Annotated in this window: 27 protein-coding genes; 7 read left to right on the top strand and 20 right to left on the bottom strand. The window is 55.2% G+C overall.

Features of this window, described 5'->3' with window-relative positions:
- Positions 1–33: 33 nt before the first annotated feature.
- From BQ7397_RS08800 to BQ7397_RS08860, 14 genes are read right to left on the bottom strand one after another with little or no spacing between them, the layout of a single operon-like run.
- The gene (locus BQ7397_RS08800; protein ID WP_159435168.1) at positions 34–1,344 is read right to left on the bottom strand and encodes a D-alanyl-D-alanine carboxypeptidase family protein; all 1,311 of its coding nucleotides are present in this window, start codon (positions 1,342–1,344) and stop codon (positions 34–36) included.
- A complete protein-coding gene (gene wecB / locus BQ7397_RS08805) occupies positions 1,341–2,465 on the bottom strand; it encodes a non-hydrolyzing UDP-N-acetylglucosamine 2-epimerase (protein ID WP_077075692.1) in 1,125 nt (374 codons plus the stop codon). Before wecB ends, BQ7397_RS08800 begins: the two co-directional genes overlap by 4 nt.
- On the bottom strand, positions 2,462–3,496 hold the full coding sequence (locus tag BQ7397_RS08810; RefSeq protein ID WP_077075693.1) for a glycosyltransferase family 4 protein: 1,035 nt from the start codon (positions 3,494–3,496) through the stop codon (positions 2,462–2,464). The genes wecB and BQ7397_RS08810 overlap by 4 nt, the downstream gene beginning before the upstream one ends.
- Positions 3,497–3,506: 10 nt before the next feature.
- Positions 3,507–4,136 (bottom strand): uracil phosphoribosyltransferase, encoded by a 630-nt coding sequence (upp, locus tag BQ7397_RS08815; protein WP_077075694.1) that lies wholly within the window; start codon positions 4,134–4,136, stop codon positions 3,507–3,509.
- A complete protein-coding gene (gene rpiB, locus BQ7397_RS08820) occupies positions 4,124–4,567 on the bottom strand; it encodes a ribose 5-phosphate isomerase B (RefSeq protein ID WP_077075695.1) in 444 nt (147 codons plus the stop codon). Before rpiB ends, upp begins: the two co-directional genes overlap by 13 nt.
- Positions 4,564–4,992, bottom strand: coding sequence for an arsenate reductase/protein-tyrosine-phosphatase family protein (locus tag BQ7397_RS08825; protein ID WP_077075696.1), 429 nt, complete (start codon positions 4,990–4,992; stop codon positions 4,564–4,566). Before BQ7397_RS08825 ends, rpiB begins: the two co-directional genes overlap by 4 nt.
- On the bottom strand, positions 4,989–6,038 hold the full coding sequence (locus BQ7397_RS08830; RefSeq protein WP_077075697.1) for an L-threonylcarbamoyladenylate synthase: 1,050 nt from the start codon (positions 6,036–6,038) through the stop codon (positions 4,989–4,991). The genes BQ7397_RS08825 and BQ7397_RS08830 overlap by 4 nt, the downstream gene beginning before the upstream one ends.
- Before the next feature lie 43 nt (positions 6,039–6,081).
- Positions 6,082–6,768: an alpha/beta hydrolase family protein gene (locus BQ7397_RS08835; RefSeq protein ID WP_077075698.1), complete on the bottom strand. Its 687-nt coding sequence runs from the start codon at positions 6,766–6,768 to the stop codon at positions 6,082–6,084.
- A 1-nt stretch (position 6,769) separates the two neighbouring features.
- Complete coding sequence (locus BQ7397_RS08840) at positions 6,770–7,426, bottom strand: uracil-DNA glycosylase (protein WP_077075699.1); 657 nt, start codon at positions 7,424–7,426, stop codon at positions 6,770–6,772.
- Between the two features lie 17 nt (positions 7,427–7,443).
- On the bottom strand, positions 7,444–8,781 hold the full coding sequence (locus BQ7397_RS08845; RefSeq protein ID WP_077075700.1) for a TrkA C-terminal domain-containing protein: 1,338 nt from the start codon (positions 8,779–8,781) through the stop codon (positions 7,444–7,446).
- 9 nt (positions 8,782–8,790) lie between these two features.
- On the bottom strand, positions 8,791–9,453 hold the full coding sequence (locus tag BQ7397_RS09390; RefSeq protein ID WP_234970598.1) for a TrkH family potassium uptake protein: 663 nt from the start codon (positions 9,451–9,453) through the stop codon (positions 8,791–8,793).
- Positions 9,444–10,286, bottom strand: a complete 843-nt coding sequence (locus tag BQ7397_RS09395) for a TrkH family potassium uptake protein (RefSeq protein ID WP_234970599.1) — start codon at positions 10,284–10,286, stop codon at positions 9,444–9,446. Before BQ7397_RS09395 ends, BQ7397_RS09390 begins: the two co-directional genes overlap by 10 nt.
- Positions 10,264–11,646, bottom strand: a complete 1,383-nt coding sequence (gene trkA / locus BQ7397_RS08855) for a Trk system potassium transporter TrkA (protein ID WP_077075701.1) — start codon at positions 11,644–11,646, stop codon at positions 10,264–10,266. Before trkA ends, BQ7397_RS09395 begins: the two co-directional genes overlap by 23 nt.
- Before the next feature lie 2 nt (positions 11,647–11,648).
- The gene (locus tag BQ7397_RS08860; RefSeq protein ID WP_077075702.1) at positions 11,649–11,903 is read right to left on the bottom strand and encodes a DUF896 domain-containing protein; all 255 of its coding nucleotides are present in this window, start codon (positions 11,901–11,903) and stop codon (positions 11,649–11,651) included.
- A gap of 70 nt (positions 11,904–11,973) precedes the next feature.
- Here BQ7397_RS08860 and BQ7397_RS08865 point away from each other — a divergent pair, with 70 nt between their 5' ends.
- Entirely contained in the window at positions 11,974–12,498 is a 525-nt protein-coding gene (locus BQ7397_RS08865) for an LURP-one-related/scramblase family protein (RefSeq protein ID WP_077075703.1), read from the top strand.
- A gap of 14 nt (positions 12,499–12,512) precedes the next feature.
- Positions 12,513–12,872 carry an LbetaH domain-containing protein gene (locus BQ7397_RS08870; protein ID WP_077075704.1) on the top strand — a complete coding sequence of 120 codons (360 nt, stop codon included), beginning with the start codon at positions 12,513–12,515 and terminating at the stop codon, positions 12,870–12,872.
- Here the strand turns inward: BQ7397_RS08870 and BQ7397_RS08875 are convergent.
- Entirely contained in the window at positions 12,856–13,296 is a 441-nt protein-coding gene (locus BQ7397_RS08875) for a nucleoside deaminase (RefSeq protein WP_077075705.1), read from the bottom strand. The genes BQ7397_RS08870 and BQ7397_RS08875 overlap by 17 nt on opposite strands.
- A gap of 49 nt (positions 13,297–13,345) precedes the next feature.
- On the opposite strand from BQ7397_RS08875, the gene BQ7397_RS08880 reads away from it, so the two are divergent.
- From BQ7397_RS08880 to BQ7397_RS08895, 4 genes are all read left to right on the top strand, one after another.
- Positions 13,346–14,176, top strand: coding sequence for a M55 family metallopeptidase (locus BQ7397_RS08880; protein WP_077075706.1), 831 nt, complete (start codon positions 13,346–13,348; stop codon positions 14,174–14,176).
- A 14-nt stretch (positions 14,177–14,190) separates the two neighbouring features.
- Positions 14,191–14,835, top strand: a complete 645-nt coding sequence (locus BQ7397_RS08885) for an HAD family hydrolase (RefSeq protein ID WP_077075707.1) — start codon at positions 14,191–14,193, stop codon at positions 14,833–14,835.
- On the top strand, positions 14,832–15,395 hold the full coding sequence (locus BQ7397_RS08890) for a VanZ family protein (RefSeq protein ID WP_077075708.1): 564 nt from the start codon (positions 14,832–14,834) through the stop codon (positions 15,393–15,395). The genes BQ7397_RS08885 and BQ7397_RS08890 overlap by 4 nt, the downstream gene beginning before the upstream one ends.
- Positions 15,396–15,471: 76 nt before the next feature.
- Complete coding sequence (locus BQ7397_RS08895; protein WP_077075709.1) at positions 15,472–16,695, top strand: tetratricopeptide repeat protein; 1,224 nt, start codon at positions 15,472–15,474, stop codon at positions 16,693–16,695.
- Here the strand turns inward: BQ7397_RS08895 and BQ7397_RS08900 are convergent.
- Positions 16,685–16,876 carry a PspC domain-containing protein gene (locus BQ7397_RS08900; RefSeq protein WP_077075710.1) on the bottom strand — a complete coding sequence of 64 codons (192 nt, stop codon included), beginning with the start codon at positions 16,874–16,876 and terminating at the stop codon, positions 16,685–16,687. The two genes, BQ7397_RS08895 and BQ7397_RS08900, sit on opposite strands and share 11 nt — an antisense overlap.
- Positions 16,877–16,930: 54 nt before the next feature.
- Between BQ7397_RS08900 and BQ7397_RS08905 the strand changes: the two genes are divergently transcribed.
- Complete coding sequence (locus BQ7397_RS08905) at positions 16,931–17,791, top strand: polyphosphate kinase 2 family protein (RefSeq protein ID WP_077075711.1); 861 nt, start codon at positions 16,931–16,933, stop codon at positions 17,789–17,791.
- Positions 17,792–17,833: 42 nt separating this feature from the next.
- Here BQ7397_RS08905 and panC read toward each other — a convergent pair whose 3' ends face one another.
- The 4 genes from panC to BQ7397_RS09265 all read right to left on the bottom strand — a co-directional run.
- Positions 17,834–18,688, bottom strand: coding sequence for a pantoate--beta-alanine ligase (panC, locus tag BQ7397_RS08910; RefSeq protein ID WP_077075712.1), 855 nt, complete (start codon positions 18,686–18,688; stop codon positions 17,834–17,836).
- A gap of 4 nt (positions 18,689–18,692) precedes the next feature.
- Entirely contained in the window at positions 18,693–19,520 is an 828-nt protein-coding gene (panB, locus tag BQ7397_RS08915) for a 3-methyl-2-oxobutanoate hydroxymethyltransferase (RefSeq protein WP_077075713.1), read from the bottom strand.
- Positions 19,517–20,386, bottom strand: coding sequence for a Rossmann-like and DUF2520 domain-containing protein (locus BQ7397_RS08920; RefSeq protein ID WP_077075714.1), 870 nt, complete (start codon positions 20,384–20,386; stop codon positions 19,517–19,519). Before BQ7397_RS08920 ends, panB begins: the two co-directional genes overlap by 4 nt.
- Before the next feature lie 177 nt (positions 20,387–20,563).
- A partial coding sequence (locus BQ7397_RS09265) for an S-layer homology domain-containing protein (RefSeq protein ID WP_200801218.1) occupies positions 20,564–21,910 on the bottom strand: 1,347 nt, incomplete at its 5' end.

Consider the following 21,910-nt stretch of genomic DNA (forward strand, 5'->3'; position numbering starts at 1 on the left):
ACCCGAATATTGTATCAAGGGGGTATTTCCCTGTCAAGCGGCCTTTTCCATGGCGCGGAAGACGTCGGCCATGAGGTCGCGGTAGCTCAAAATGGGATTGGGCTTCTTAATGTCTTCTTTGACGAAGACGCGGGCCCGGGCGATTTCCTTTCCCCCGGCGTAATAGACGACGTCACCTACGGCGTCATTTCTCGAATGGGGCGGCGTCACGGGCGCGAATTGAAGCTCGCTGGTGATCTCTTCGCCTTCTTTTACATTGCGCACCAGATTTTTTTCCACATAGACGGAGCTCTTCCGCGGGCTGGCGTTTTTCAGCGCCAAGAAGCCCAGGTCCTCCGACTTGTCGGCGAGGACGGTATTGCGATGGGTCATGGCTTCTTTCGACAGGCGCAAAGAGGCGGCGTAGCGATCCATGTCGTTTTCCGCACCCATGTAGACGCCGATAAAGCGGGTGGCCAGATACTTGCCTTCTGCCGGGCTCTGTCCCGTGGCGATAAAGCAGCGGCCGGCGGCGCCGGTATAGCCTGTCTTTAGGCCGTCGATGCCGGGGAGGATGCCTAATAGGGGATTGGTGGAGTAGCTGATGTATTGTCTCTCAGGCTCTTCGATTTTCGGCCGACGGGCGGCGTCGAGAACCATGGGATATTTTTTCAAGAGGCTGCGGGACAGCTCAAACATTTCCCGCGCCGTGGCCTTGTTGTAGTCGTTGGCGGTGTAGTCCGTGAGGCCGTGGACGTTGATGAAGTGCATATGGGTAAAGCCCATTTCCTGTGCCTTTTGATTCATCCGCGCCACAAAGGCCGCCTCGCTTCCTGCGATGCGATCGGCCAAAGCGATCATGGCGTCGTTGCCAGAGACGATCATGCCGGCGTGGATCAGCTCTTCCACGGTGTAGACTTCCCCTTCCTTGGTCTTGTAGACGCTGCCGTGCATGGCCGCCGCCGCGTGGTCGATGGTCACGGAATCCTTCATACCGATCTCCCCTTTGTCCACGGCGTCCATAACGCAGTAAATGGTCATGAGCTTGGTGGTGGAGGCGAGGCCCACGGGCACGTCGGCATTGTATTCTCTGTAGACGGCGCCGGTTTCGTAATCGCCGATAAGATAGCTCTTCAATAAAGCCATGTCGGGCTTAGCCATGGCCGTGTCAAAATCCTTTTTCTCCGTGGCGGTCATGGGCTGTACGCCCTGTGCCGTGCGGATTTTTTCCTGTTGATCCCGGGGCTCCTGCACCTTTGTCGGCGGCTGCGGCTCCGCATTCGGAGTCGGTGCCGGCGCCGGTGCCGCCCCCGTTAAGAGGGCGAGGGCCAGGAGCAGGCACATCATTCGTTTTAATTTTTTCATCGGCATTTCCCGCCTTCTCTGTCTCCTAAAATAATATCCACGATGCGTTCCGCCGCCTTGCCGTCGCCGTAGGGATTCAATGCCTTGGCCATGGCGTCATAGGCGTCCTTATCGTCAAGAAGCAGGCGGATGCTTTCGTACACCGCCTCTTCCTCCGTGCCCACGAGCTTGGCCGTGCCGGCGACGATGCCTTCGGCCCGCTCCGTTTCTTCCCGCACAACGAGGACGGGAATGCCGAAGTGAGGCGCCTCTTCCTGAATGCCGCCGCTGTCGGTGACGACTAAGTAGCTTCTCGCCATAATATTGGAAAAGGGCAGGTAGTCCATGGGCTCGACGCGGTGAATGTTTTTCGCCCCGCCCAGCTCTTCTTCCGCCACTTTCCGCACCTTGGGATTTAAGTGCACGGGGAAGATCACCTCCACATCGTCGTACTCGTCGGCGATGCGGCGAATGGCGGAGAAGATCCGCTTCATGGGCGCGCCGATGTTTTCCCGTCGGTGACAGGTGAGGAGAATGGTCTTTTTCTTTTTAAAGTCGATATCGTTGAGCGCGTCCTCGTCGAAGACGAAATCCTCCCGCTCTGTGTAGGCCAGAGCGTCGATGACGGTGTTGCCCGTAATGTAAATGGTCTTGTCGTCGTAGCCTTCCTTTAATAGGTTTTGGCGATTGGACTCCGTGGGAGCGAAGTGGTAGTTGGCAAGGACGCCGGTGAGCTTTCGATTGGCCTCCTCGGGATAGGGGGAATAGAGATTGTGGCTCCTGAGTCCCGCTTCCACATGTCCGATCTTGACGCCGTGGTAGAAGGCGGACAACGCCGCCGCAAAGACCGTAGAGGTGTCGCCCTGTACCAAAAGAAGGTCGGGCTTGATTTCCTCGAAGACGGCCTCCAGGCCGCGAAGGGAACGCACGGCAATGTCCGTTAAGCTTTGACCGGGAGTGAAAATGTCCAGGTCGTAGTCCGGAACGATGCCGAAAATGTCCAACACTTGATCCAGCATTTCCCGGTGTTGGCCGGTAACTGCGACCACACTTTCCACATCGTCTCTGGCTTTCAATGCCAAGACGACGGGGGCCATTTTAATGGCCTCGGGCCTTGTGCCGAAGACGGACAGTACTTTCAATTCTCTTCCTCTCTTTCATTTAACAAGCCTAAAAATAATGCCAACACGCCGACGACGGCGATGATGATAATCGCCGTAATCAATCCGTTTTTCTCGTGCATGGTGCTGACGATATTGCCGATGACGCCGAAGACCATGCTCACGCCGTAAAGGGCGAGGACGGTCTGCCTTTGATTAAAGCCGTGGCGCAGGAGGCGGTGATGCAAATGCCCTTTGTCCGCCTCGGCGATGCTTTTTCCCGAAAGCTTGCGGCGAATCATAGCAAAGGTGGTGTCGAAGACGGGCACGCCAAGAATCAGGACGGGGATAAAGATGGTAATCATGGCGATGGATTTCATGACGCCTTCGATGGCGAGAAAGCTCAATGTAAAGCCGAGAAACAGCGCCCCCGTGTCTCCCATAAAAATTGATGCGGGATTAAAGTTAAAGGGCAAAAAGCCCAGGCAGCCGCCGGCCAATATGGCGGCGAGGATGGCCATCTCATCGTGCTGCAGCCGATGGGCCACAAACATGAGGCTGACGGATGCAATGGCGCTGATGCCGCAGGCCAGTCCGTCTAAGCCGTCGATGAGGTTAATGGTGTTGGTAATGCCCACCACCCAAAAAATCGTAATGGGAAGGGCGAGCAAATTTAAATTGATGAGCAGATTATTGCCGTAAAAGGGATTGGTAAAAAAAGTAATCTTTATGCCGCCGGCGATTAAAATCGCCGCAGCCACGATCTCCATGGCAAACTTCGCCTTGGCGCTCATGGCGAATTTATCGTCGTAGAGGCCGGTAAAGACGATGACCGCACTGCCGATAAGGTAGGCGATCTTTTCTCTCTCCAAGGGCAGGAAGAGAAGGACGGCGACGACGACGGCGAGAAAAATGGCCAAGCCCCCGCTGAGGGGGATCGCCTTTTTATGCACTCTCCGCTCGTCCTTGGGAATGTCCATCAAACCGAAGCGCCTGGCACCCTTTCGCACGACGGGCGTCGCGAGAAAGCTGATCAGGGCCGCGACGAGAAAGGGCCATAACAAAATCTTCATGCTTCACCTGCTACTTCGTTCCGAAAATTCGATCTCCCGCATCGCCGAGACCCGGCACAATGTAAGCGTGCTCGTCTAATTTTTCGTCGATACACGACACGTACAGATCCACGTCGGGATGGGCCTTTTGAAAAGCCTCAAGCCCTTCCGGTGCCGCCAAAAGGCACAGGGCGCGAATTTTGGTGGCTCCCCGCTGTTTAATAAAGTCCACGGCGGCGGCCAAGGACCCGCCGGTGGCGAGCATGGGATCGACGACGATGACCTCACGGTCTTTGACATCCTTCGGGAGCTTGCAGTAGTATTCCACGGGCTCCAGGGTTTCCGGATCCCGATAGAGGCCGATGTGGCCCACGCGGGCGCCGGGAATCAGATTCAAGAGGCCGTCCACCATGCCGAGACCCGCCCGCAGCACGGGCACGATGCAGGGCTTTTTGCCCGCCATTTCCTTGCCCGTGGTACGGCCCATGGGCGTTTCGATGAGCTTGTCCTGAATGGGCAGATTCCGCGTCAGCTCGTAGCCCATAAGCATGGTGATTTCCGTGAGAAGCTCTCTGAAGTCCTTGCTGGATGTGGACGCTTCTCTTAAAAGCGTCAGCTTATGTTGAATTAAGGGGTGTTCGGTTACCGTTACTTTTCCCATGTTTCCTCCTCGATCATTTCGACTCGACGGGCGTGGCGTCCGCCCTCGAATTCCGTTTCCAAAAATGCGTCGGCGATTTCTTTCATCATGTCGCCGCCGATGGTTCTCGCCCCCATGGAAATCATGTTGGCGTCGTTGTGCCGGCGGGCAAGCTTCGCCGAGTAGGGCTCGGAGACCATGGCGCAGCGAATGCCCTTCACCTTATTGGCGGCCATGCCGATGCCCAGCCCCGAGCCGCAAATTAAGATGCCCCGCTCGCAGCTTCCCTCGGCGACTTTTCTTGCCGCCGCCTTGCCGTAGACGGGATAGTCCACGGATTCCGCAGAGTCCGTGCCCACGTCCAAGACAGTGTGGCCCTTTTCCTCTAAGTAAGCCTTCAGCATTTCTTTTCTTTCGTATCCGCCGTGATCGGCGCCCATGGCAATCCTCACGCCTTCTCCCCCTTTAATTTATTTTCTATTTCTTCCTTGAGGCGGTCTCTGGTGATCCGATAGATTTCCAGGGAGCCGCCGAAGGGATCGATGACATCTTTTTCGGCAAAATCTTCGATCTTGTCCTTGTATTCCGGCCAGCCCCGCTTTAAATTGGCGGCCAAGGTGTGGGTCATGGCATAGATTTTATCAGCCCAGATCATATCCGCTTCCGTCACGGTCTTGGCCTTGTGGTAGGTGGCGTTGACGCCCTCCTCCGCCATGACCTTCACGGCGCCGACGCTCATGGGCTCGCCGTCGTGGGCGGCCATACCTCGGGAGCGCACCGTCACATCCAGGGCCTTTCTGTCCGCCTCAAGCTCCGTCAGCAGCTTCGCCATAGGGCTTCTGCAGGTGTTGCCCGTGCAAATGTAAAGAATTTTCATAGTCCCAATACCACCTTTCCGCCGCAGGCCTTTAAGAGCCGGTTCATTATGCCGACGCCTAAGCCTCTAAAGTCGAAGCCTTCCACGAAGAGAAGGTCGATGTTCTCTTCGTCGCAGCGCCGCAGGCTTTCGAATAAATTATGTGCCACAGCTTCCAGCTGATTCCGACTGCCCATGTCCACCAACAGGTCCATGCCCTCGTAAAGGTCCTTGGTCTCCGTGGTGCAGAGCACCGCCGTCCTCTTGCCGGGCTCCGCTTCCTTCACCCGCCGATTGATTTCCTTGGCGATGTTTTTTAAATCCCCGGCAAATAGCGTGGCGTCCCCTTTCGGGGCGTAGTGGCGATACTTCTGACCCGGGCTCTTGGGCACAGCGTCGTTGTCCGCGTCGATGGTGGTCTCGTCTACGGCCACCTCGCCGATAATGGCCTCCAGATCTTCCTTCGTCACGCCGCCGGGCCGATAGATCATGGGGGGATCTACGGTGACATCCAGTACCGTGGACTCGATGCCTACATTGGCGTCGCCGGAATCCACGATCATGGGCACCTTGCCGTCCATGTCCTCCAGGACATGGGCGAGGCGGGTGGGGGACGGCCGGCCCGAGGTGTTGGCGCTGGGCGCCGCCACGGGAATTCCCGCCGCCTTTAATATGGCGTGGGCGATGGGATGAGAGGGCATGCGAATGGCCACCGTGTCCGCCCCGGCGGTGACGCTGTCGGACACCTTTTTCGAGCGCTCAAAGATCAAGGTCAAGGGCCCGGGCCAAAAGACGTCCATGCAGTCCTTGCCCTTGGGCGGAATGACCTTCACCAAATCCAGCACCTGTTCCGGATCCGCCACGTGGAGGATCAGGGGATTGTCCTTGGGGCGGCCCTTGGCGCGGAAAATTTTATCCACTGCCCCTTCGTCCAAGCCGTTGCCTCCCAAGCCGTAGACGGTCTCCGTGGGAAAGATCACCAGCTCCCCTTCCCGCAAAAGCCGCGCGGCCTCTTGGATTTGTGCCTCGTCCTTTTCGTCATTTATGTGTAAAACTTTGGTCTCCATGGATTCCTCCTCAACAGATTATTATACCATAGAGGAAACGCCCTTACATTCGTCCGAGAAAATCCAAGGTCATGGCCATCATATTGGTAGTGACCACGTGGGAGGTACCTTCTACGATTTCAAAAACAAGGGGTGCGCCTTCGTGGGCGTCTTTTATTTTTTCGTAGTAGCTTTTTTGATAGAGAGGGTTCACCACATCGTCCAGCTCGCCGTTGAGCATGCAGATGGCCTTGTTTACGTGGGCGTCGATGTGATTCATCGGGTCGTAGGCCTCCGCCGCCTCCTTGTAGGGCGCGCGGCAAATGGCATGCCAGTCCCCCATGCCGTTTAAGGCGATGGCTCCCGCCACTTCCTTTCGCGCCAGAAGGCCCATGGCGGTCATGGCCCCCATGGAGTGGCCGCAGACGACGATTTTTTTATCGGCGTAGCGGGCGCGGACACAGGCGAGGATATCGTCGAATTCCCTCATGTTTTGGATAATGACGGCGGGGAGCTTGTCCATGTCCTCGTAATCCCAACTGCCCCGCACCCCGTGAAGCGCTTGTTCCACGACGAGGACCGGGTAGTCCGCCGCCGCCCAGATGCTCGCCCGAAAGCGGGAGCTTTCCACATCGGAGCCCCAGCCGTGGTAGTAGATAAGTACAATGTCTTTCGCCTCGGCCTCCGGCAGGATCCAGAGAACGGGAATGTCTTTCGCAAGGGCCGCTTCTTCTTTTACATGCAGATACATATTACCTCCAGTCCACGGGCGTATCGCCCATGGCGATTAAATACTCGTTGGTTTTCGAAAAGCATTTGGAACCGAAAAAGCCCCGGTAGGCGGACAGGGGCGAGGGGTGGGGCGATTCGATGATGCGGTGGGCAGGATTTTTCACCAACCGCTTTTTGCTTCGGGCGTGGGCGCCCCACAAAATAAAGACCATGGGCTTCTCCCGCTCGCCTAAAAGCTCAACCACCTTGTCCGTAAAAATTTCCCAGCCGATTTTTCCGTGGCTCATGGGCTGAGAATGCCTAACGGTCAAGGTGGTGTTAAGTAAAAGCACGCCCTCCTTCGCCCAGGGAGTTAAGTCGCCGCTTATGCGGGTAATGCCCAGGTCGTCCTTCAGCTCCTTGTAAATATTCACGAGAGACGGCGGCAGGGGAAAATCCTCCGGCACGGAAAAGCTCATGCCCTGTGCCTGACCGGGCCCGTGATAGGGATCCTGCCCTAAAAGGAGCACCTTGGTGTCGTTGAACGACGTCAAGCGCATGGCGCGAAAGACGGCGTCGGCCTCGGGATAAATGGTTTGGGTTTTGTACTCTTCGATTAAGAGGCGACGCAGGTCCTTGTAATAGGGCTTTTCCATTTCCTCTTTTAATAAATCGTCCCAATCGTTTGAAAAAGTCACGTGTCCCTCTTTCTAAGCTACATGGAAATCAGTTCCGTTAAAAAGCGCTTGGCTTTTCGGCGAATAAACTTCTGTAAATCCCCGGCACATTCGGGCAAGAGGAAGAGGATCAGCCGGTCCCCCTCCTGTAGCACGGTTTGCCCCTTGGCCAGGACGCTCTTGCCCTCCCGCTCGATGCCGCCGATTAAAAAGCCCTCGGCGAGCTCCAGGGATTCGATAGTCTTGCCGGCGGCATAGACATCCTCGCTCAGGACGATCTCGTAAATTTCCAGGGAGCCCGGGAACAGGTGCAGGGAAATTTCCGGCGGACCGAAGAGATTGTTTTTTATCTGCTGCGAGACCAAGAGCTCTCCGGAGAAAATGCCCCCGGTGTGCGCTACGTCCACGACGCGCATATAGCTTTCGTCCTTCAGACACAGGGCCACGTGGATCAGCCCCGCGTCTCTCGCCGCCGTGGCCACGAGGAAATTGTCCGCGTCGTCGTCGGAGGCGGCGATAAAGCCGTCGTAGGAGGCCAGGTTGATGTCGTCCATGACCTCGGTGACGGGCCGGTCCATAACGTAATTAATGCCGCCGGGAAGCCTCCGCTCCCGAGACAGCAGCATGGTGTCCGCATCCTGAGCCAGCAGCCCTTCGATGCTTTCAGCCGCCTTGCCGTCGCCGAAAATTAAAAAGCGACGGGACCGCTCCAGCCCCTCGAAGGGATCCGCCTTGCCGTAGCGCCGCCGGAAGCGGCGAATGGCATCGACGCTGCCCACCATGCGCAGCACGTCGTCAGTTTCGATGACGGTGTTGCCCTTGGGCACGATGATTTTTCCGCCGCGGCGAATGGTCACGAGCACCAGCTCCTCGAAGGCGCCGATGTTTTTGACCCGACGGCCCACAAAGGCGGGATCCACATTCACGTCGATTTTAATCATGGCCGAATCGAAATTGTCGAAAATTTCCGTCTGCATCCCCTCTTCCTCATAAAAGAAGCGGTGAATGCGCCCGGCCAAAATGGCGCCGTAGTCGTAGACATAGTCGATGCCGAAGGTCTCCTTCGTCTTTTCCAAGAGCCGGCCTAAGGCGCCGTCGTAGCTGATAAAGTGAATGGGAATGTGCCTCTTGGCGAGAAGGCTCGCCAGCACCAAGGCCCGATTGGAATCGTCGCAAAAGACGAAGGCATCGGTCTTGGAAAAATCCATGGCCAAGACCTCTTCCTCAGATTCGTAAAAATGGGCGTGAAAATCCCTCAGCGCCTTCTTCGGTTTCTTTCCCCGATGAATGAGAAAGTCCACCTCGTGATGCTCCCGGTCCAGAGCCTTCGCCAAAAGGCGGGCGCCTGCGCCGGTTCCGATGATGGTAATGTGCATAGTTCACTCCTAATTTAACAGACGATTGCCCCGCTGCGGGGTAAGAAGGGCGAGAATGGTGAAAAATTCCAAACGACCCATAAGCATCAGGGCGGAGAAGAGCAGCTTGTAGCCGGCGGCAAAGTCGGCGAAGGAATTGGTGGGGCCCACGCCGGAAAAGCCCGGCCCCACATTGGACAGACAGGTCAAGCAGCCGGTGAAGGCCGTGAGAAAGTCCACGCCGGAAAGGGCGGTGATGGCCGTGGAGACGCCGAGAATAAGAATGTAGACGCAGACAAAGGCGACGATCCCTAGAATCACCCGGTCTTCCACGATTTTCCCGTTGATGCGAATGGGCATGACGGCGTTGTGGTGGATGCTCTTGAAAATTTCCCGCTTCACGATTTTCCACAGAACCAAGATCCGAATCATCTTCATGCCCCCGGCGGTGGAGCCGGCGCAGGAACCGAAAAAGTACAGGGAGAGCAAAATACATTTGCTGAAGCCCGGCCACTGATCGTAGTCCGAGGAAGCGAAGCCCGATGTGGAAATAATACTGGTGACTTGAAAGAGGGACTCTCTCAAGCCCAAGCCCAAGCTCATGCGCCCCGATAAGATTAAATTGGCGGCGATTAAAGTGACGGCCCCCGCCACGATTTTTAAATAGAGGCGGTACTCTTCGTCTAAAAACACACGATTTTAAAATAGAGGCGGTACTCTTCGTCTAAAAACATATCCCGCCAATGGCCGCCAAGGGCGCGGGAATAGAGGCTGAAGTTCGTGCCGCAGATCACCATAAAGATCGACATGATGATTAATATGGCGGAGTTGTTAATATAATGAGCGCAGGAATCGGCGTGGGAGGAAAAGCCCCCGGTGCCCACGACGCCCAAGGTATGAACCACCGAATCGAACACGTTCATGCCGGCGAAAACCAGAAGCACGAAGAGGACGATGGTGATGAATAAGTAAATTTTGTAAAGGGCCGTGGCCGTGTCCTTCATTCGCGGCTCCACCTTGCCCGCCACCGGTCCCGGGGTCTCCGCTCTGAAAATGCGAAAGCCGTTGTTCCCCGCACGGGGCAAGAGGGCCAGGGTAAAGACCAGAATCCCCATGCCGCCGATCCAGTGGGTAATGCTTCGCCACAGCACCAGGCTCTTGTCGATGACCTCCACATTACGAATCACCGACGCCCCGGTGGTGGTAAAGCCCGATACGATTTCAAAAAAGGCGTCCACATAGGTGGGGGTGCCGCCGCCTAAATACAAGGGCACGGCGCCCACGAGGGAAGAGAGGACCCAACCCACGGCGACGATGAAGAGGCCGTCGCGACCGCGAATATGCTCTTCTTTTCTGGGCACGGAATACAACAGGCCGCCGAGAACCAGGGCCAGGGCCAGGGCGATGATAAAGGCCTTAAGGCTGCCTTCTCCGTGGACGGCGGCATAAACGGAAGGCGGCACAAGGAAGGCCCCCTCCACCATTAAGAGGGCGCCGAGGACATTAAATGCCGCTCCGAAGTTCATTGAACAGGCCTCCTCTTTCTTGGTAGTAAAAATAGCTCTTCATCATGTGGACATTATTGTGCTTGCAGAAGACGATGATTCGGTCGCCTCGATGCAATCGCGACCTGCCGTTGGGGATGAGCACATCCTGTCCCCGGACGATGGCGGCGATAAGTATGCCCTTGGGAAGACCCAGGTCCATAAGCGGCGTGTCCAGGACTTTTAAATCATCGTGTAATCTAATTTCCGCCACTTCCGTGTTGCCGTCGTACATAAGATTGATGGCAAGGGCGTCCTTGCCCCGAATCAGCTTTAGAATCAAGGATGCCGTAATAAAGCTCGGGTTAAAGGTGGCGTCCAAATTCAGCTTGTCCAAGACGCCGATAAAGTTTATCCGGGAAATTTTCGCCACGGATTTCGTAATGCCCTCTTCCTTCATGGAAAGGGCCATTAAAATATTGGTCTCGTCGATGCCCGTGGCGCCGACAAAGGCGTCGTAGGAGTGAATAACCTCTTCCTCCAGCACGTTAAAGTCCGTACCGTCGCCGTGAATGACCACGGCGTCGGGATGGCGCTCTTTCAGGGACATGGCCTTGTCGTAATCTTTTTCCACCACCAGGACCTCGATATTGTCTTTTAATAAGAGGCCGCAGAGGTAATCCCCCAGCTTGCCGCCGCCGAGGATCATGACGCTCTTCGTAGGCTTCACCGCCGTCACCTTGGAGTGGTCGCGGTCGAAGGCGTCGATGTTTTTCCGCGCCCCGATGACCAGGATCACGTCGTTTTCCTTCAGCTCCGTGTCCCCGTTGGGAATAAAGGTGTAGCCCCGTCGGGAGACGGCTGCGATGAGCAACTCGTTAAAATTGTCCAGGTCCTTGAGCTTTTTGTTGACGAATTCTTTTTCCTGACCCACGTTAAATTCCACCAGCTTCACCTTGCCGCCGGCGAACTCGTCGCCCATAAGGGAATACTTCTTCAGCAGATATTTTTCGATGGCCATGGCCGCCGCATTTTCCGGATTGATGACGTAGTCGATGTCCAGCTCCTCTTTGATCAGGCGAATTTGGGAGTGGTACTCGGGATTTCGAATCCGGGCAATGGCCTTTTTGCAGCCCAGCTTTTTGGCGATGCTCGTGATCAATACATTGGACTCGTCGCTGGTCACCGTTCCGATGATTAAATCGTAGTGTTCGATGTCCAGCTCCCTGAGAATATTAAAATCCAGGGCATTGCCCGTCACCGTCAGCACGTCCAGCTCGTTATTTACCTTTTGAATCACCCGTGGATCGTTGTCCAAGACGGTGATTTCGATATTTTCTTCAACTAATGAGCGGGCGAGACGCATGCCCAGCTTTCCGCCGCCGACGATGAGCGCGCGCATAATTAAACACCGTCCTTTTTATCGGCCTTCTTTTGGGCCTCCTTGGCTCGCTTGAGCTTTTCCGGGGTAATGTCGTTGCCCTCCTCGTCCACGACCTTTGTGTTCAAAAGCTGTTGACGGAAGCCCTCGCGAAATACCTTTAAGTACTCTTTTCTGAGCTTGTCCCTTTCCGCCTTTTCCTCATCGGAAAGCTCGCGGACCTTGGCCTCGTGTGCCAGCTCGTTAATGCGTTTTAATAAATCATCTATATTTTGCAAGCCGTCCTCCTATTCAAATTCTTGTATTTTTGACTCGGTATAGTACAATAAACGAAAAGGATGTGACACCATGATTCGATGCACCATGCGAGCCGTCGCTCGCCCACCGGCCGCCATGGACTATGCCTTTTACGACGAAGGCGGCCTGGAAATTTTACACAATCGGGATGTGGCCCTCTCGGATCAGTTCGATTACCTGCTCCGTGAGCTACCCATTATACCCTATACTCTATCACTAATCGATGCCGATGGAAACGAGCGATTTCGCTTGGAGCGAAAAACGCCGCCGCCCTTTCAAACCCACGCCTTTCGCCTCCATTTCGACGGCGAAGAGGTGGACTTTTTCGAGGACCGAATGCGCTTTTCCCTTCCCAATTTAAGTTTCATATATAGAGAAAAGAAATACGACATCGTCGGCTTCGTCCGGAGCCGCGAATTTTTCATCGAAGAGGATGAAGTGAAGCTTCTGTCCATGGCGGCAAGCCCCATCGTCGGCGGCAAGGAATACGCCGTCACCATTCACGAAGACGCCCTGCCCTTGGCGGTGTACTTCGCCGTCGTCATTATTATGGACATTTGCTTCCACAATTACTAAAGAAACGAGGCCCCATGGATTTCGAAACAAAAGAACGCGTCACCGTCAAGCCCGGAGCCGAGGTAGATCCCGCGGCTACCATTGCCGCGACGGATAACTTCCCCGCCGTCGTCGGCGAGTATGCAATCGTCAAAGCCGGCGCGGAAATTGTAGGCGCAAATATCGGCGCCTACGCCACGATTAAATCAGGCACCCGCATAGAAGAGGGCGTCTATGTCGGCGACTTCGCTATCATCGAAGAAAACACCCGCCTGCCCGCCGGCGCCAAGGTGCCCTCCCGGGCCGTGGCATCGGGGGATCCCTTTACCATTCTCCGGGGACTGACGAAGGAAGAGCTGGATGCGGCCAAGGCGCGCTCTAGCGCAGCCCTTTAAAAAAAGACTGCATGAGGGCTCTGCATTCCTCGGCGAGGACGCCCTCGGTGACATTCACGCTGTGATTAAAGGCGCGAAAGGCCGCGAGATTCACCACGCTTCCCGCCGCGCCGAAGCGGGGATTGTTTGTGCCGATAACGAGCCGCTCGATGCGGCTGTTTAATATGGCCCCCATGCACATAGGGCAGGGCTCCACGGTAACGTAGAGTGCGCCGCCGATGCGCCAGCCCTCTGTGACCTTGTCCGCTTCCTTTAAAGCCATAATTTCCGCGTGATGCATGGCGCTGCCGTCGGCCTCCGTACGGTTGTAGCCGCGGCCGATGATCTCGCCGCCTCTGACGATGACGCAGCCAATGGGCACCTCGCCCAGGTCGTAGGCCGTCCGGGCCTCCTTTAAGGCCTCTCTCATATAATACGAATCCATTCCCACACCCCTTTCTTATCTTCTATCCTATCACGGAAAGGAGCTTTTAATGAACATATATATTTCCTTCGACATGGAAGGCATCGCCGGCATCGACCGCTTCAGCGATGAATTTAAACGCACCGGCGCCTATATGGAAGCCATCCAAGCCCATCTTCAGGCGGTGATCGACGGCATCCGCCAAAGCCCGAAAAACGACGAGGTGGAGACCATTACCATCGCCGACAGCCACGGCGACGGCAAAAATCTGGATTACCTCGCCCTATCGAATATGGACGAGCGCATCGAGCTCATTTCCGGCTATCCCCGAAACGAATACATGATGAGCGGCCTGGACCGCCACGACGTGATCTTTTTTCTCGGCTACCACGCCTCAAGCGGCCATCACCTGGCCAATATGGACCACTCCTACTCCACGGCCTTTCACCGGGTGAGCATCAACGGCATTAAATGCTCCGAGGCCATGATCAATCAGATCTACGCCAAGGAAAAGCACGTGCCCGTGGGCCTGATTATCGGCGACAGCGGCCTTCACAGCCAGCTGATCCTAGAGGGCTACATGCCCTATGTTGAATACGTGGTGACGAAGAAAAGCTTGGGACACGACGCCGTTATCCACCGCAATTTCCAAGCGGTGCGAAAGGAAATTATAGAGAAGGTGGCCCTGGTTCTGGACAAGGATTTTTCCGCCCTGCCCCTGGGCGATTTCACGGCACCTTACAATGTCACCATCGAAACCAACACCACCCTGCAGGCGGACAAGGCCGAAATGCTTCCCGGCGCGGCGCGTCTCGACGGCTACCGCATCGGCATGAGCTTTAAAAACGGAAAAGATTTAATCAACGGACTCATGGCATTGGAAGTGCTCTGCCGCAAGTAACAGAAAGGAACACTATGAAAGCCACCGCATTTGACTTCGACGGAACCCTCATCGACTCCATGGGCATGTGGCGCCACCTGGGCCGCAACTTCGTCGAATCCAAGGGAAAAGTATACACCGACGCCATTCACGAAAAGGTAACCACCATGAGCTTAAAACAATCCAGCGCCTTTTTTAAAAAGGTCCTGGAGCTGGACGAGTCGGCCGAGGCGATTTTTAACGAAATGGGCGCCATTCTAATCGACGGCTACGGCAAGTCCCTGCCCCTGAAGGAGGGGGCCATGGAGGCATTGGAAAAGGCCCGCCGCTTAGGTCCCGTGGTTCTCGCCACCGCCACCAACGAAGAGCTTCTCATGCCCGCCGTGCGCCGCTTCAATATGGAGCCCTATTTCGATTTCATTCAAACCTGCGACGGCGTGGACATGGAAAAAAACGACATTCGCTTCTATCACATCCTCGCCGAGAGACTGAAGGTGGCGCCCGAGGAGATTCTCCTTGTGGACGATGCCCACTACGCCCTGGCATCGGCAAAGGAGGCCGGGCTTTTCACCGTCGCCGTGAGAGACGATTACAATCTGCCCTATTGGGACGACATCGTAAAAAGCAGCGACGTCACCTTGGACAGCCTGACGGATTTTGAACCGGAGAGGTATTTTTGATTTACTATGTACTGAAGATGACCCCTGTGGTGGTCATTTTTTCCTTTTTTTCTTTTTCACTCATTCGCACCCAAGTCTTTTCCAAACAAAAAAAGAGAAGCAATCGAAAGCGGGAGCGACTGCTCCTCGCCTTTTCCACCTACTGCCTGTGGCTTTTGTTTTTTCTCTTTATAAACAACCGCCGGTTGGAAATGGGCGGCGTGCTCCTGGGCATCGACACGGAGCTCGCCGATTGGAAGCTCAATCTGATTCCCTTCGCCACGGTAAAGGCCTTTTGGCAATACGGCTCCTTTGCGGGCATGTTTTTAAATATTTTCGGCAACATCCTCATCGCCGTGCCCCTGGGCTTTATGAGCCCCTTGCTCTTTCGGCGAATGAAGGACCTCCTGCCCACGCTCCTCGTCTACGGTGTCGTCTTTCTTCTCGTGGAGCTTCTGCAATACTTTACGGGACGAAGCGCCGACATCGACGATTGGATCTTGAATATGCTGGGAATTTTCATCGGCTTTATGCTGTCTCAAAAGCAGCACCGCTTTCCCCCGGAAATTTACCGCCGCTAGCACCGCAGGGTGCTTTTTTTCCGCCCTTCTTGTTTCTTCACCGGCGTTTTTTTATAATAGGGGCGAGGAGGTTTCTATGCGAACCATTTTGACAAAAGTACGCATGAACCCGGCCAACGAGGTGCAGGTGGTGGACGCCTACCTGGCCCAGGCGGACACGGATTTCGCCCTGGTCATCGACGCCATTAACAACACGAATAAAATCGTCACCTTCCTAAAGCTGGACGTGCTTTTTATTAACGCCTTCGGCAAATTTATTTTCGACGAGACGGTCTTTCAGCACAGCTACGAAGGACTGGCCTTAAAGCCCAAGTCCCTGTCCTATTTGCCCCACTGGATTTTGGACGAGCGCCACCACACGGCTCGGGGCGTGCGGATCCGCATTGCGGAGGTCCATTTCGACGACGGCACCCGCAACTACTACGACCGCACTAAGGAAACGCTCTTTACCGTGCCCATTATTCCCAAAGAAAAAAAAGACGAGCTGAAAAAACTTTTCGGCCCCGACTTTTACACCTACGGCGATCGCACCGCCGGCATGTGGCGCTGTATCTGCGGTTTTACCAACGCCGACGAGGACGCCGTCTGCCGCCACTGCAGCCGCTCGAAAGCTTTCGTCCTTTCGGCGGTCACCGAGCGGCAGGTGAACAAAAAACTCTTTCAGCTTTACGTGAACAAGGACCGGGACTTCGCCGATCGGGCCACGGCCTATGAAGAGACCATGCCCATTCGTCCCCTGGACGAGATCGATCTGGAGCGGGGCATGGGAAGCGAAGCGTCGCCCTCGAAGAGAAAAAGCGGCCTGCTCTTTCTTCTCGTCGCCGCCGCCGTCATCGCCCTCACGGTCTTTGCCTTTCACGTCTACGACGGCATCAGCACGAAGCGCAATTACGAAAAGGCGCAGAGCTACATCGCCATGGGCGACTACGACGAGGCCGAGGCCATTTACGACGACCTGCCCCCCACGGTGGGCAATGTGGACATGGCCCTGAAAATTCAGGAGCTGGACACATTAAAAAATTCCGACGCCAATTACAATAAGGCCCTGGAGCTTTCCCGCTCAGGCGACACCCTGGCCGCCTACGCCGCCTACAAGAAGGTCGTAGAGGAGGATCGCCACAATTACGCCAACGCCCGTGCCATGATGGAGAGCATTCAAACGGAAACCATTATGGAGGCGAACCGCGCCCTGGCCAAGGGCAACAAAAAAGACGCCGAAAAAATTTTCGACGCCTTGCTGGCTTTGGATCCGAAAAACCTACGGCTCTTGGAAGCAAAGGCCGATGCCTTTACCAGGTAGTTTCTTCGGGAATCAACAGCGCACAGATAATATAGACCAATAGGCCGCTTCCTCCGCCCAAGGCGAAGAGAACCCACAACACCCGAACGATATTGGAGTCGATGCCGAAATACTCGCCTATGCCGCCGCAGACGCCGGCAAAGACGCGGTCGGTGGTGCTTCTTCTCAATTCTTTTTTCATAAAATCCTCCTGTCTCAGTTACTACATGTATTATACCCGAAAAGGCGGTGTCCCATGAATATAAAGCAATACAAAGTCCCCGAAAAAACAAAGATTCATCTAAAAGATTACGCCACCTCTTACGACGGCTCCCTGGAGAAAAAAGAAGTCAAGGGAACACTGCTGCCTGCAAATTTAGATGCCATGGCCGAGCTTCAGGACGCCCTTTACGCCGAAAACACCCGAGGCATCGTCGTGGTCCTGCAGGCCATGGACGCCGCGGGAAAAGACGGCCTCATTAAACACGTCTTTACGGCCCTGAACCCCCAAGGCGTGACGGTAACGCCCTTTAAGGTGCCCAATGCCGAGGAGCTGGATCACGATTACCTGTGGCGCATCGCGAGGGCCCTGCCCCGCCGCGGCGAAATCGCCATCTTTAACCGCAGCCACTACGAAGACGTGCTGGTCACCCGCGTCCACGATCTGTTGAAGGATTCTCCCTTGCCGGAGAATCTGGTGGACGACGGTATTTGGGACCGCCGCTTTAAAGAGATCGTCGCCTTTGAAAACTACCTAAACGACAACGGCTTTCGCGTCGTGAAATTTTTCCTTCACGTGTCCAAGGACGAACAGAAGGAGCGGCTCATGGAACGAATTCTGCGCCCGGAAAAGCACTGGAAGTTTTCCTCCTCCGATGTCAACGAGCGGGCCTATTGGGACGACTACCAAAGGGCCTACGAGGATTTAATCGCCCACACCTCCACGGAAAAATCCCCCTGGTACATTATTCCCGCCGACCGCAAGTGGTACGCCCGCTACGCCGTGTCGGAAATTATGCTCGATTTGATGAAAGAGATGAACCCGACCTATCCGGAGCTGGCGGAAAAGGAAAAGGAAAATTTGGCCAAGTGGAAGAAAATTTTAGAAGAGGATTAAAAAAGGCGGCCCCCCGCGGAGCCGTCTTTTTTCATGCATTTATTATTTCAAATCGTCCCGAAAGAAGCTGTTGTCGATAAGGCGAGTGCTGCCGATGTAGACCGCCATGGCGATAAAGCTGTCTTCCACCAATTCCGCGTCCCGCTCGAAGTGGGGGAAGCGGAGGATTTCCACATAGTCGATCTTTGCCAAAGGCTCGGCTTCGATTTCCTTCGTCACCGCGTCCAAGAGGGCGGCCACATTTCTTTCTCCGTCCCGCACCATGGCCTTGGCCTTTTTGATGGAGCGAGATAAAACCACGGCGGCCTTTCGCTCCTCAGGATTTAAGTAGCGGTTTCTGGAGCTTTTCGCCAGGCCGTCCTCTTCCCGCACAATGGGGCAGGGCACGATGGTGAGATCCATATTTAAATCCCGCACCATGGCCTCTACAATGGCCACCTGTTGCACGTCCTTTTGACCGAAGTAGGCCCTGTCCGGCGCCACCAGATTAAAGAGCTTGGTCAGCACCGTGGCCACGCCGGCAAAGTGAATGGGCCGGGTAATGCCGCAGAGAATGTGGGTCATGGACTCGGGCGGCGTGACGCGGAAGCCGAAGCTTTCCGGATACATTTCCTCCGGCTCCGGATGAAAGACGATGTCCGCCCCCAAGCCTTCGCAAAAGGCGCCGTCCTTGTCGATGTCCCGGGGATATTCCTCGTAGTCTTCCCCAGGTGCAAATTGGATGGGATTGACGAAGACCGACACCACCACCGTGTCATTTTCTTTGCGGCACCTTTTAATCAAAGAGCCGTGGCCCTCGTGCAAGGCACCCATGGTGGGCACCAGGCCCACACTGCCCTTGGCCTTGGCCGCCATGCATGCTTCTCTTAATTCGTCTACCTTCGTAATAATTTTCATCGTCTTATTTGTCCTCCAATAACCGTTCATCCATGGAAAATTCGTGTTCCTTCGTGGGGAAGCTGCCGTCCTTCACCGCGTCGTTGTAATCCTTAAAGCCCTGCACCATCACCTCGCCCACGTGAGCGAATTGACGGACGAATTTCGGCACGAAATCGTCGAACATGCCCAGCATATCCTGATAGACCAAGACCTGGCCGTCACAGTCGACGCCGGCGCCGATACCGATGGTGGGAATGGAAAGCATCCCCGTCAGCTTCTTTGCCAGCGCCGCCGGCACACATTCCATGACCACGGCGAAGGCCCCGGCCTCTTCCACGGCCTTGGCGTCGGCGAAAAGCTTGGCCACAGTGGCCTCGTCCTTGCCCTGTACGCGGAAGCCGCCAAAGGCATTGACCGATTGAGGCGTGAGGCCGATGTGAGCGCAGACGGGAATCTTCGCATCGACGATGGCCTTAATCACGTCCTTCACCTCCACACCGCCTTCCAGCTTCACGGCGTGGGCGTGGCCTTCGGCGATGAGGCGGCCGGCGTTAATGACGCTGTCGCGAATGCCCGTGGAGTAAGTCATAAAGGGCATGTCGCAAATAATCAGGGGATGCTTGGCGCCCCGGGCCACGGCGGCGGAGTGGTGAATCATGTCCTCCAGGGTGACGGACAAGGTGTCCTCGTAGCCCAGCATGGTCATGCCCAAACTGTCGCCGATTAAAATGGAATCGATCCCCGATTGATCCACCAGCTTCGCCGTGGAGTAATCGTAGCAGGTAATCATGGTGAGCTTCTCACCCGATACCTTCGCCTCGTTAAATGTACGTACCGTTACTTTTTTCATTCTTCCTCTCCTTTTAAAAGCCTTCTCATGGCGTCATAGGGGCGGCCTTCGTGCTTCGCCTCGCCGATGTCGCATAAAATCAAACTCGCCGCACGATACAGAGCTTCCGCATCATCGTCGCCCTTTCGGGCCAGGGCATCCAAATGGCGGCCCACCGTGGTCAAATCACAGCGCTCCACCGGCCCCGTTAGTGCGGCGGCAGGGCCCACGTCGAAAATCTTCGCCAGATTCTTTTCGGCGAGGGGCCTCAAGGCCTCCTTCGCCTCCGACTCGTTAAAGCCCACGTCCTTCATAAGATCAAAGGCCATGGCGCTTACCGCCACCACCAAATTGCTCATTGCCGCCGTGGCCAGGTGGTAGGTGGCCTTATCCGTCGACGTCATGACCTTATAGGCGATGTGATGGGCATCCAGACAGTCCTTAAACACCGCCACGGCCTCGTCGTCGCCCTCTAAAGTAAAAAACGCACTGCCGACGGATGCGTATCCTGTCTCCCTGTCGGCAATGGCCATTAAGGGATGCAGAGATGCGGCAGAAACGTCCTTGGTAGTACGATGAAAGAAAAGGGAAGAAGACAAACTGCCCGCCGTGTGGCAGAGAATCTTTCCCGAAATATTCAATTGTAAAAGCTGTCGCCACACGTCCTCGATGACATCGTCGGGAGTGGCGATGAGAATCACATCGCTCGCGTCCGCCAAATCACTTAGGGACCGAAAGCAAGTGCTTCCCGTTTTTTCCGCGCCGTATTGGGCGCTCGAAAGGCTGCGGCTGTAATAGCCGCTGATTCTCAGGGGCCCCGATGAAAACAGAGCGACCCCCAGGCTGACGCCGACCTTTCCGGCGCCGATAATGCCAAGCTTTTTCATGTTATCACCTCGTTGGAGTGCAATACATAGGCGTGACCATTTCATTGTAAAAAATAAATGTATAGTTTCATTCGAATACTACCACCACCATTGTACGAGCCTTGCGCTCCGTTGACAAGGGAAATCGAGGCACAAAAAAAGGAACCGAGTAAAAACTCGATTCCTTCTTTTTGATTCTTAGCGATTGGCTAAAGCTTCTTTCCAGGTTTGAAGAACGCGTACCCAGGTTTCATCTACCTTGCCCTTTTCGGTGCGATAGAATTCGTGGGTGTTGGAGGATTCGACAACTTGGAAGTATGCCCAGTGGCTGCGATTAATATCGTTGAATTCAACCAATCTGCCCTTGACGTTGGCCAGACCGTGTTCGCCGACACACCGGTCGTAGAGCTTGTTGAAGATCGTAACCGCTTCGGCGCGGGTGATGTGGTTATTCGGGCGGAAGGTTCCGTCGGGATAACCGTTGATGCGTCCGTTGGCATAGGCTTGGTTAATGGCCGCTTCGGCCCAGTGACCCTTTGCATCGGCGAAGGGTGCCATGCCGGTGTTGGCCTTGTCGATGACCTTGATCATTTGTGCAAATTCAGCACGAGTGATCTTGCCGTTGGGTCTGAACGTTCCGTCGGGATAGCCCTTCATATAGCCTGCATTGACAACTGCGTTGATGACCGAGTTGTACCAGCCGCTGCGTACGTCGATGAAGCCGGGTCTTGCACTATTGGAAAGATCCAGACCTTGCAGACGAGCGAGCATCGCTGCCGCTTCGGCGCGGGTCATATTGCCTTCGGGACGGAAGGTGCTGTCTTCATAGCCGTTGATATACAGCTTGTGAATAGCGGTTTCGTATTTCGGTTTTTCAACGGAGGGTGTCGTCGGGGTCCAAGGAATGAACCAGGTTCCGCCGGTGTCTCCGCCGTTATCTTTACCTTTTACAATCGTGAAATCGGACGCGGGCTTCTTACCATCTTCCGTTTGCGTTGCGGTAATCTTATCGCCCTTCTTCAGCGGACGATCGGTGGGAACGGGAACGGACCACTTGCCGTCAGTACCGACGGTCGTTTCGCCGATGACCTTGCCGTCTTTGTCCGTAACGACAATTTTTGCACCGGGTTTGCCTTTACCGGTAATGGCATTGTCGCCTTCCGTCGGTTGATTGATGGAGGGTTTTTCCGATGCATTTGCTTGTTTCGGATTGACGGTGATCTTGGTCTTACTGTTAGCCGTTAAGGGCTTGCCTTCTTTGTCGTTGACACTGGCAACGAAGGGTTTGTCGTTGTGGTCTTTGATGGTCAGATCGGTTTTTTCTGTCGGGGTGACGGTGACGCCGTAGTCATTGAGTTTGTCTTTTCCGATTTCGACGGTGTTGCCTTCTTTGTCAGTGAGTTTGACTTTGATGCCGTCGTGGTTGGGTTTGTCGCCTTCGGTGTAGGTCATCTTGGTCGGGTCTTCAATGACTTCGATCTTGGTGACGTTTTGTTTGTCGAAGACGGAACTTACTGCACTGGCTTTAAATTCGGTTGCTTTGGT

This window comes from Aedoeadaptatus urinae, assembly GCF_900155585.1.
In the GTDB taxonomy this organism is placed as follows: Bacteria; Bacillota; Clostridia; order Tissierellales; family Peptoniphilaceae; genus Aedoeadaptatus; species Aedoeadaptatus urinae.

Coding starts and splice junctions, on each gene's coding strand:
- BQ7397_RS08800 (WP_159435168.1), bottom strand. CDS start 1,344: ATGAAAAAATTAAAACGAATGATGTGCCTGCTCCTGGCCCTCGCCCTC.
- BQ7397_RS08810 (WP_077075693.1), bottom strand. CDS start 3,496: ATGAAGATTTTGTTATGGCCCTTTCTCGTCGCGGCCCTGATCAGCTTT.
- upp (WP_077075694.1), bottom strand. CDS start 4,136: ATGGGAAAAGTAACGGTAACCGAACACCCCTTAATTCAACATAAGCTG.
- BQ7397_RS08825 (WP_077075696.1), bottom strand. CDS start 4,992: ATGAAAATTCTTTACATTTGCACGGGCAACACCTGCAGAAGCCCTATG.
- BQ7397_RS08830 (WP_077075697.1), bottom strand. CDS start 6,038: ATGGAGACCAAAGTTTTACACATAAATGACGAAAAGGACGAGGCACAA.
- BQ7397_RS08835 (WP_077075698.1), bottom strand. CDS start 6,768: ATGTATCTGCATGTAAAAGAAGAAGCGGCCCTTGCGAAAGACATTCCC.
- BQ7397_RS08845 (WP_077075700.1), bottom strand. CDS start 8,781: ATGCACATTACCATCATCGGAACCGGCGCAGGCGCCCGCCTTTTGGCG.
- BQ7397_RS09395 (WP_234970599.1), bottom strand. CDS start 10,286: ATGAACTTCGGAGCGGCATTTAATGTCCTCGGCGCCCTCTTAATGGTG.
- trkA (WP_077075701.1), bottom strand. CDS start 11,646: ATGCGCGCGCTCATCGTCGGCGGCGGAAAGCTGGGCATGCGTCTCGCC.
- BQ7397_RS08865 (WP_077075703.1), top strand. CDS start 11,974: ATGATTCGATGCACCATGCGAGCCGTCGCTCGCCCACCGGCCGCCATG.
- BQ7397_RS08870 (WP_077075704.1), top strand. CDS start 12,513: ATGGATTTCGAAACAAAAGAACGCGTCACCGTCAAGCCCGGAGCCGAG.
- BQ7397_RS08875 (WP_077075705.1), bottom strand. CDS start 13,296: ATGGATTCGTATTATATGAGAGAGGCCTTAAAGGAGGCCCGGACGGCC.
- BQ7397_RS08880 (WP_077075706.1), top strand. CDS start 13,346: ATGAACATATATATTTCCTTCGACATGGAAGGCATCGCCGGCATCGAC.
- BQ7397_RS08885 (WP_077075707.1), top strand. CDS start 14,191: ATGAAAGCCACCGCATTTGACTTCGACGGAACCCTCATCGACTCCATG.
- BQ7397_RS08895 (WP_077075709.1), top strand. CDS start 15,472: ATGCGAACCATTTTGACAAAAGTACGCATGAACCCGGCCAACGAGGTG.
- BQ7397_RS08900 (WP_077075710.1), bottom strand. CDS start 16,876: ATGAAAAAAGAATTGAGAAGAAGCACCACCGACCGCGTCTTTGCCGGC.
- BQ7397_RS08905 (WP_077075711.1), top strand. CDS start 16,931: ATGAATATAAAGCAATACAAAGTCCCCGAAAAAACAAAGATTCATCTA.
- panC (WP_077075712.1), bottom strand. CDS start 18,688: ATGAAAATTATTACGAAGGTAGACGAATTAAGAGAAGCATGCATGGCG.
- panB (WP_077075713.1), bottom strand. CDS start 19,520: ATGAAAAAAGTAACGGTACGTACATTTAACGAGGCGAAGGTATCGGGT.
- BQ7397_RS08920 (WP_077075714.1), bottom strand. CDS start 20,386: ATGAAAAAGCTTGGCATTATCGGCGCCGGAAAGGTCGGCGTCAGCCTG.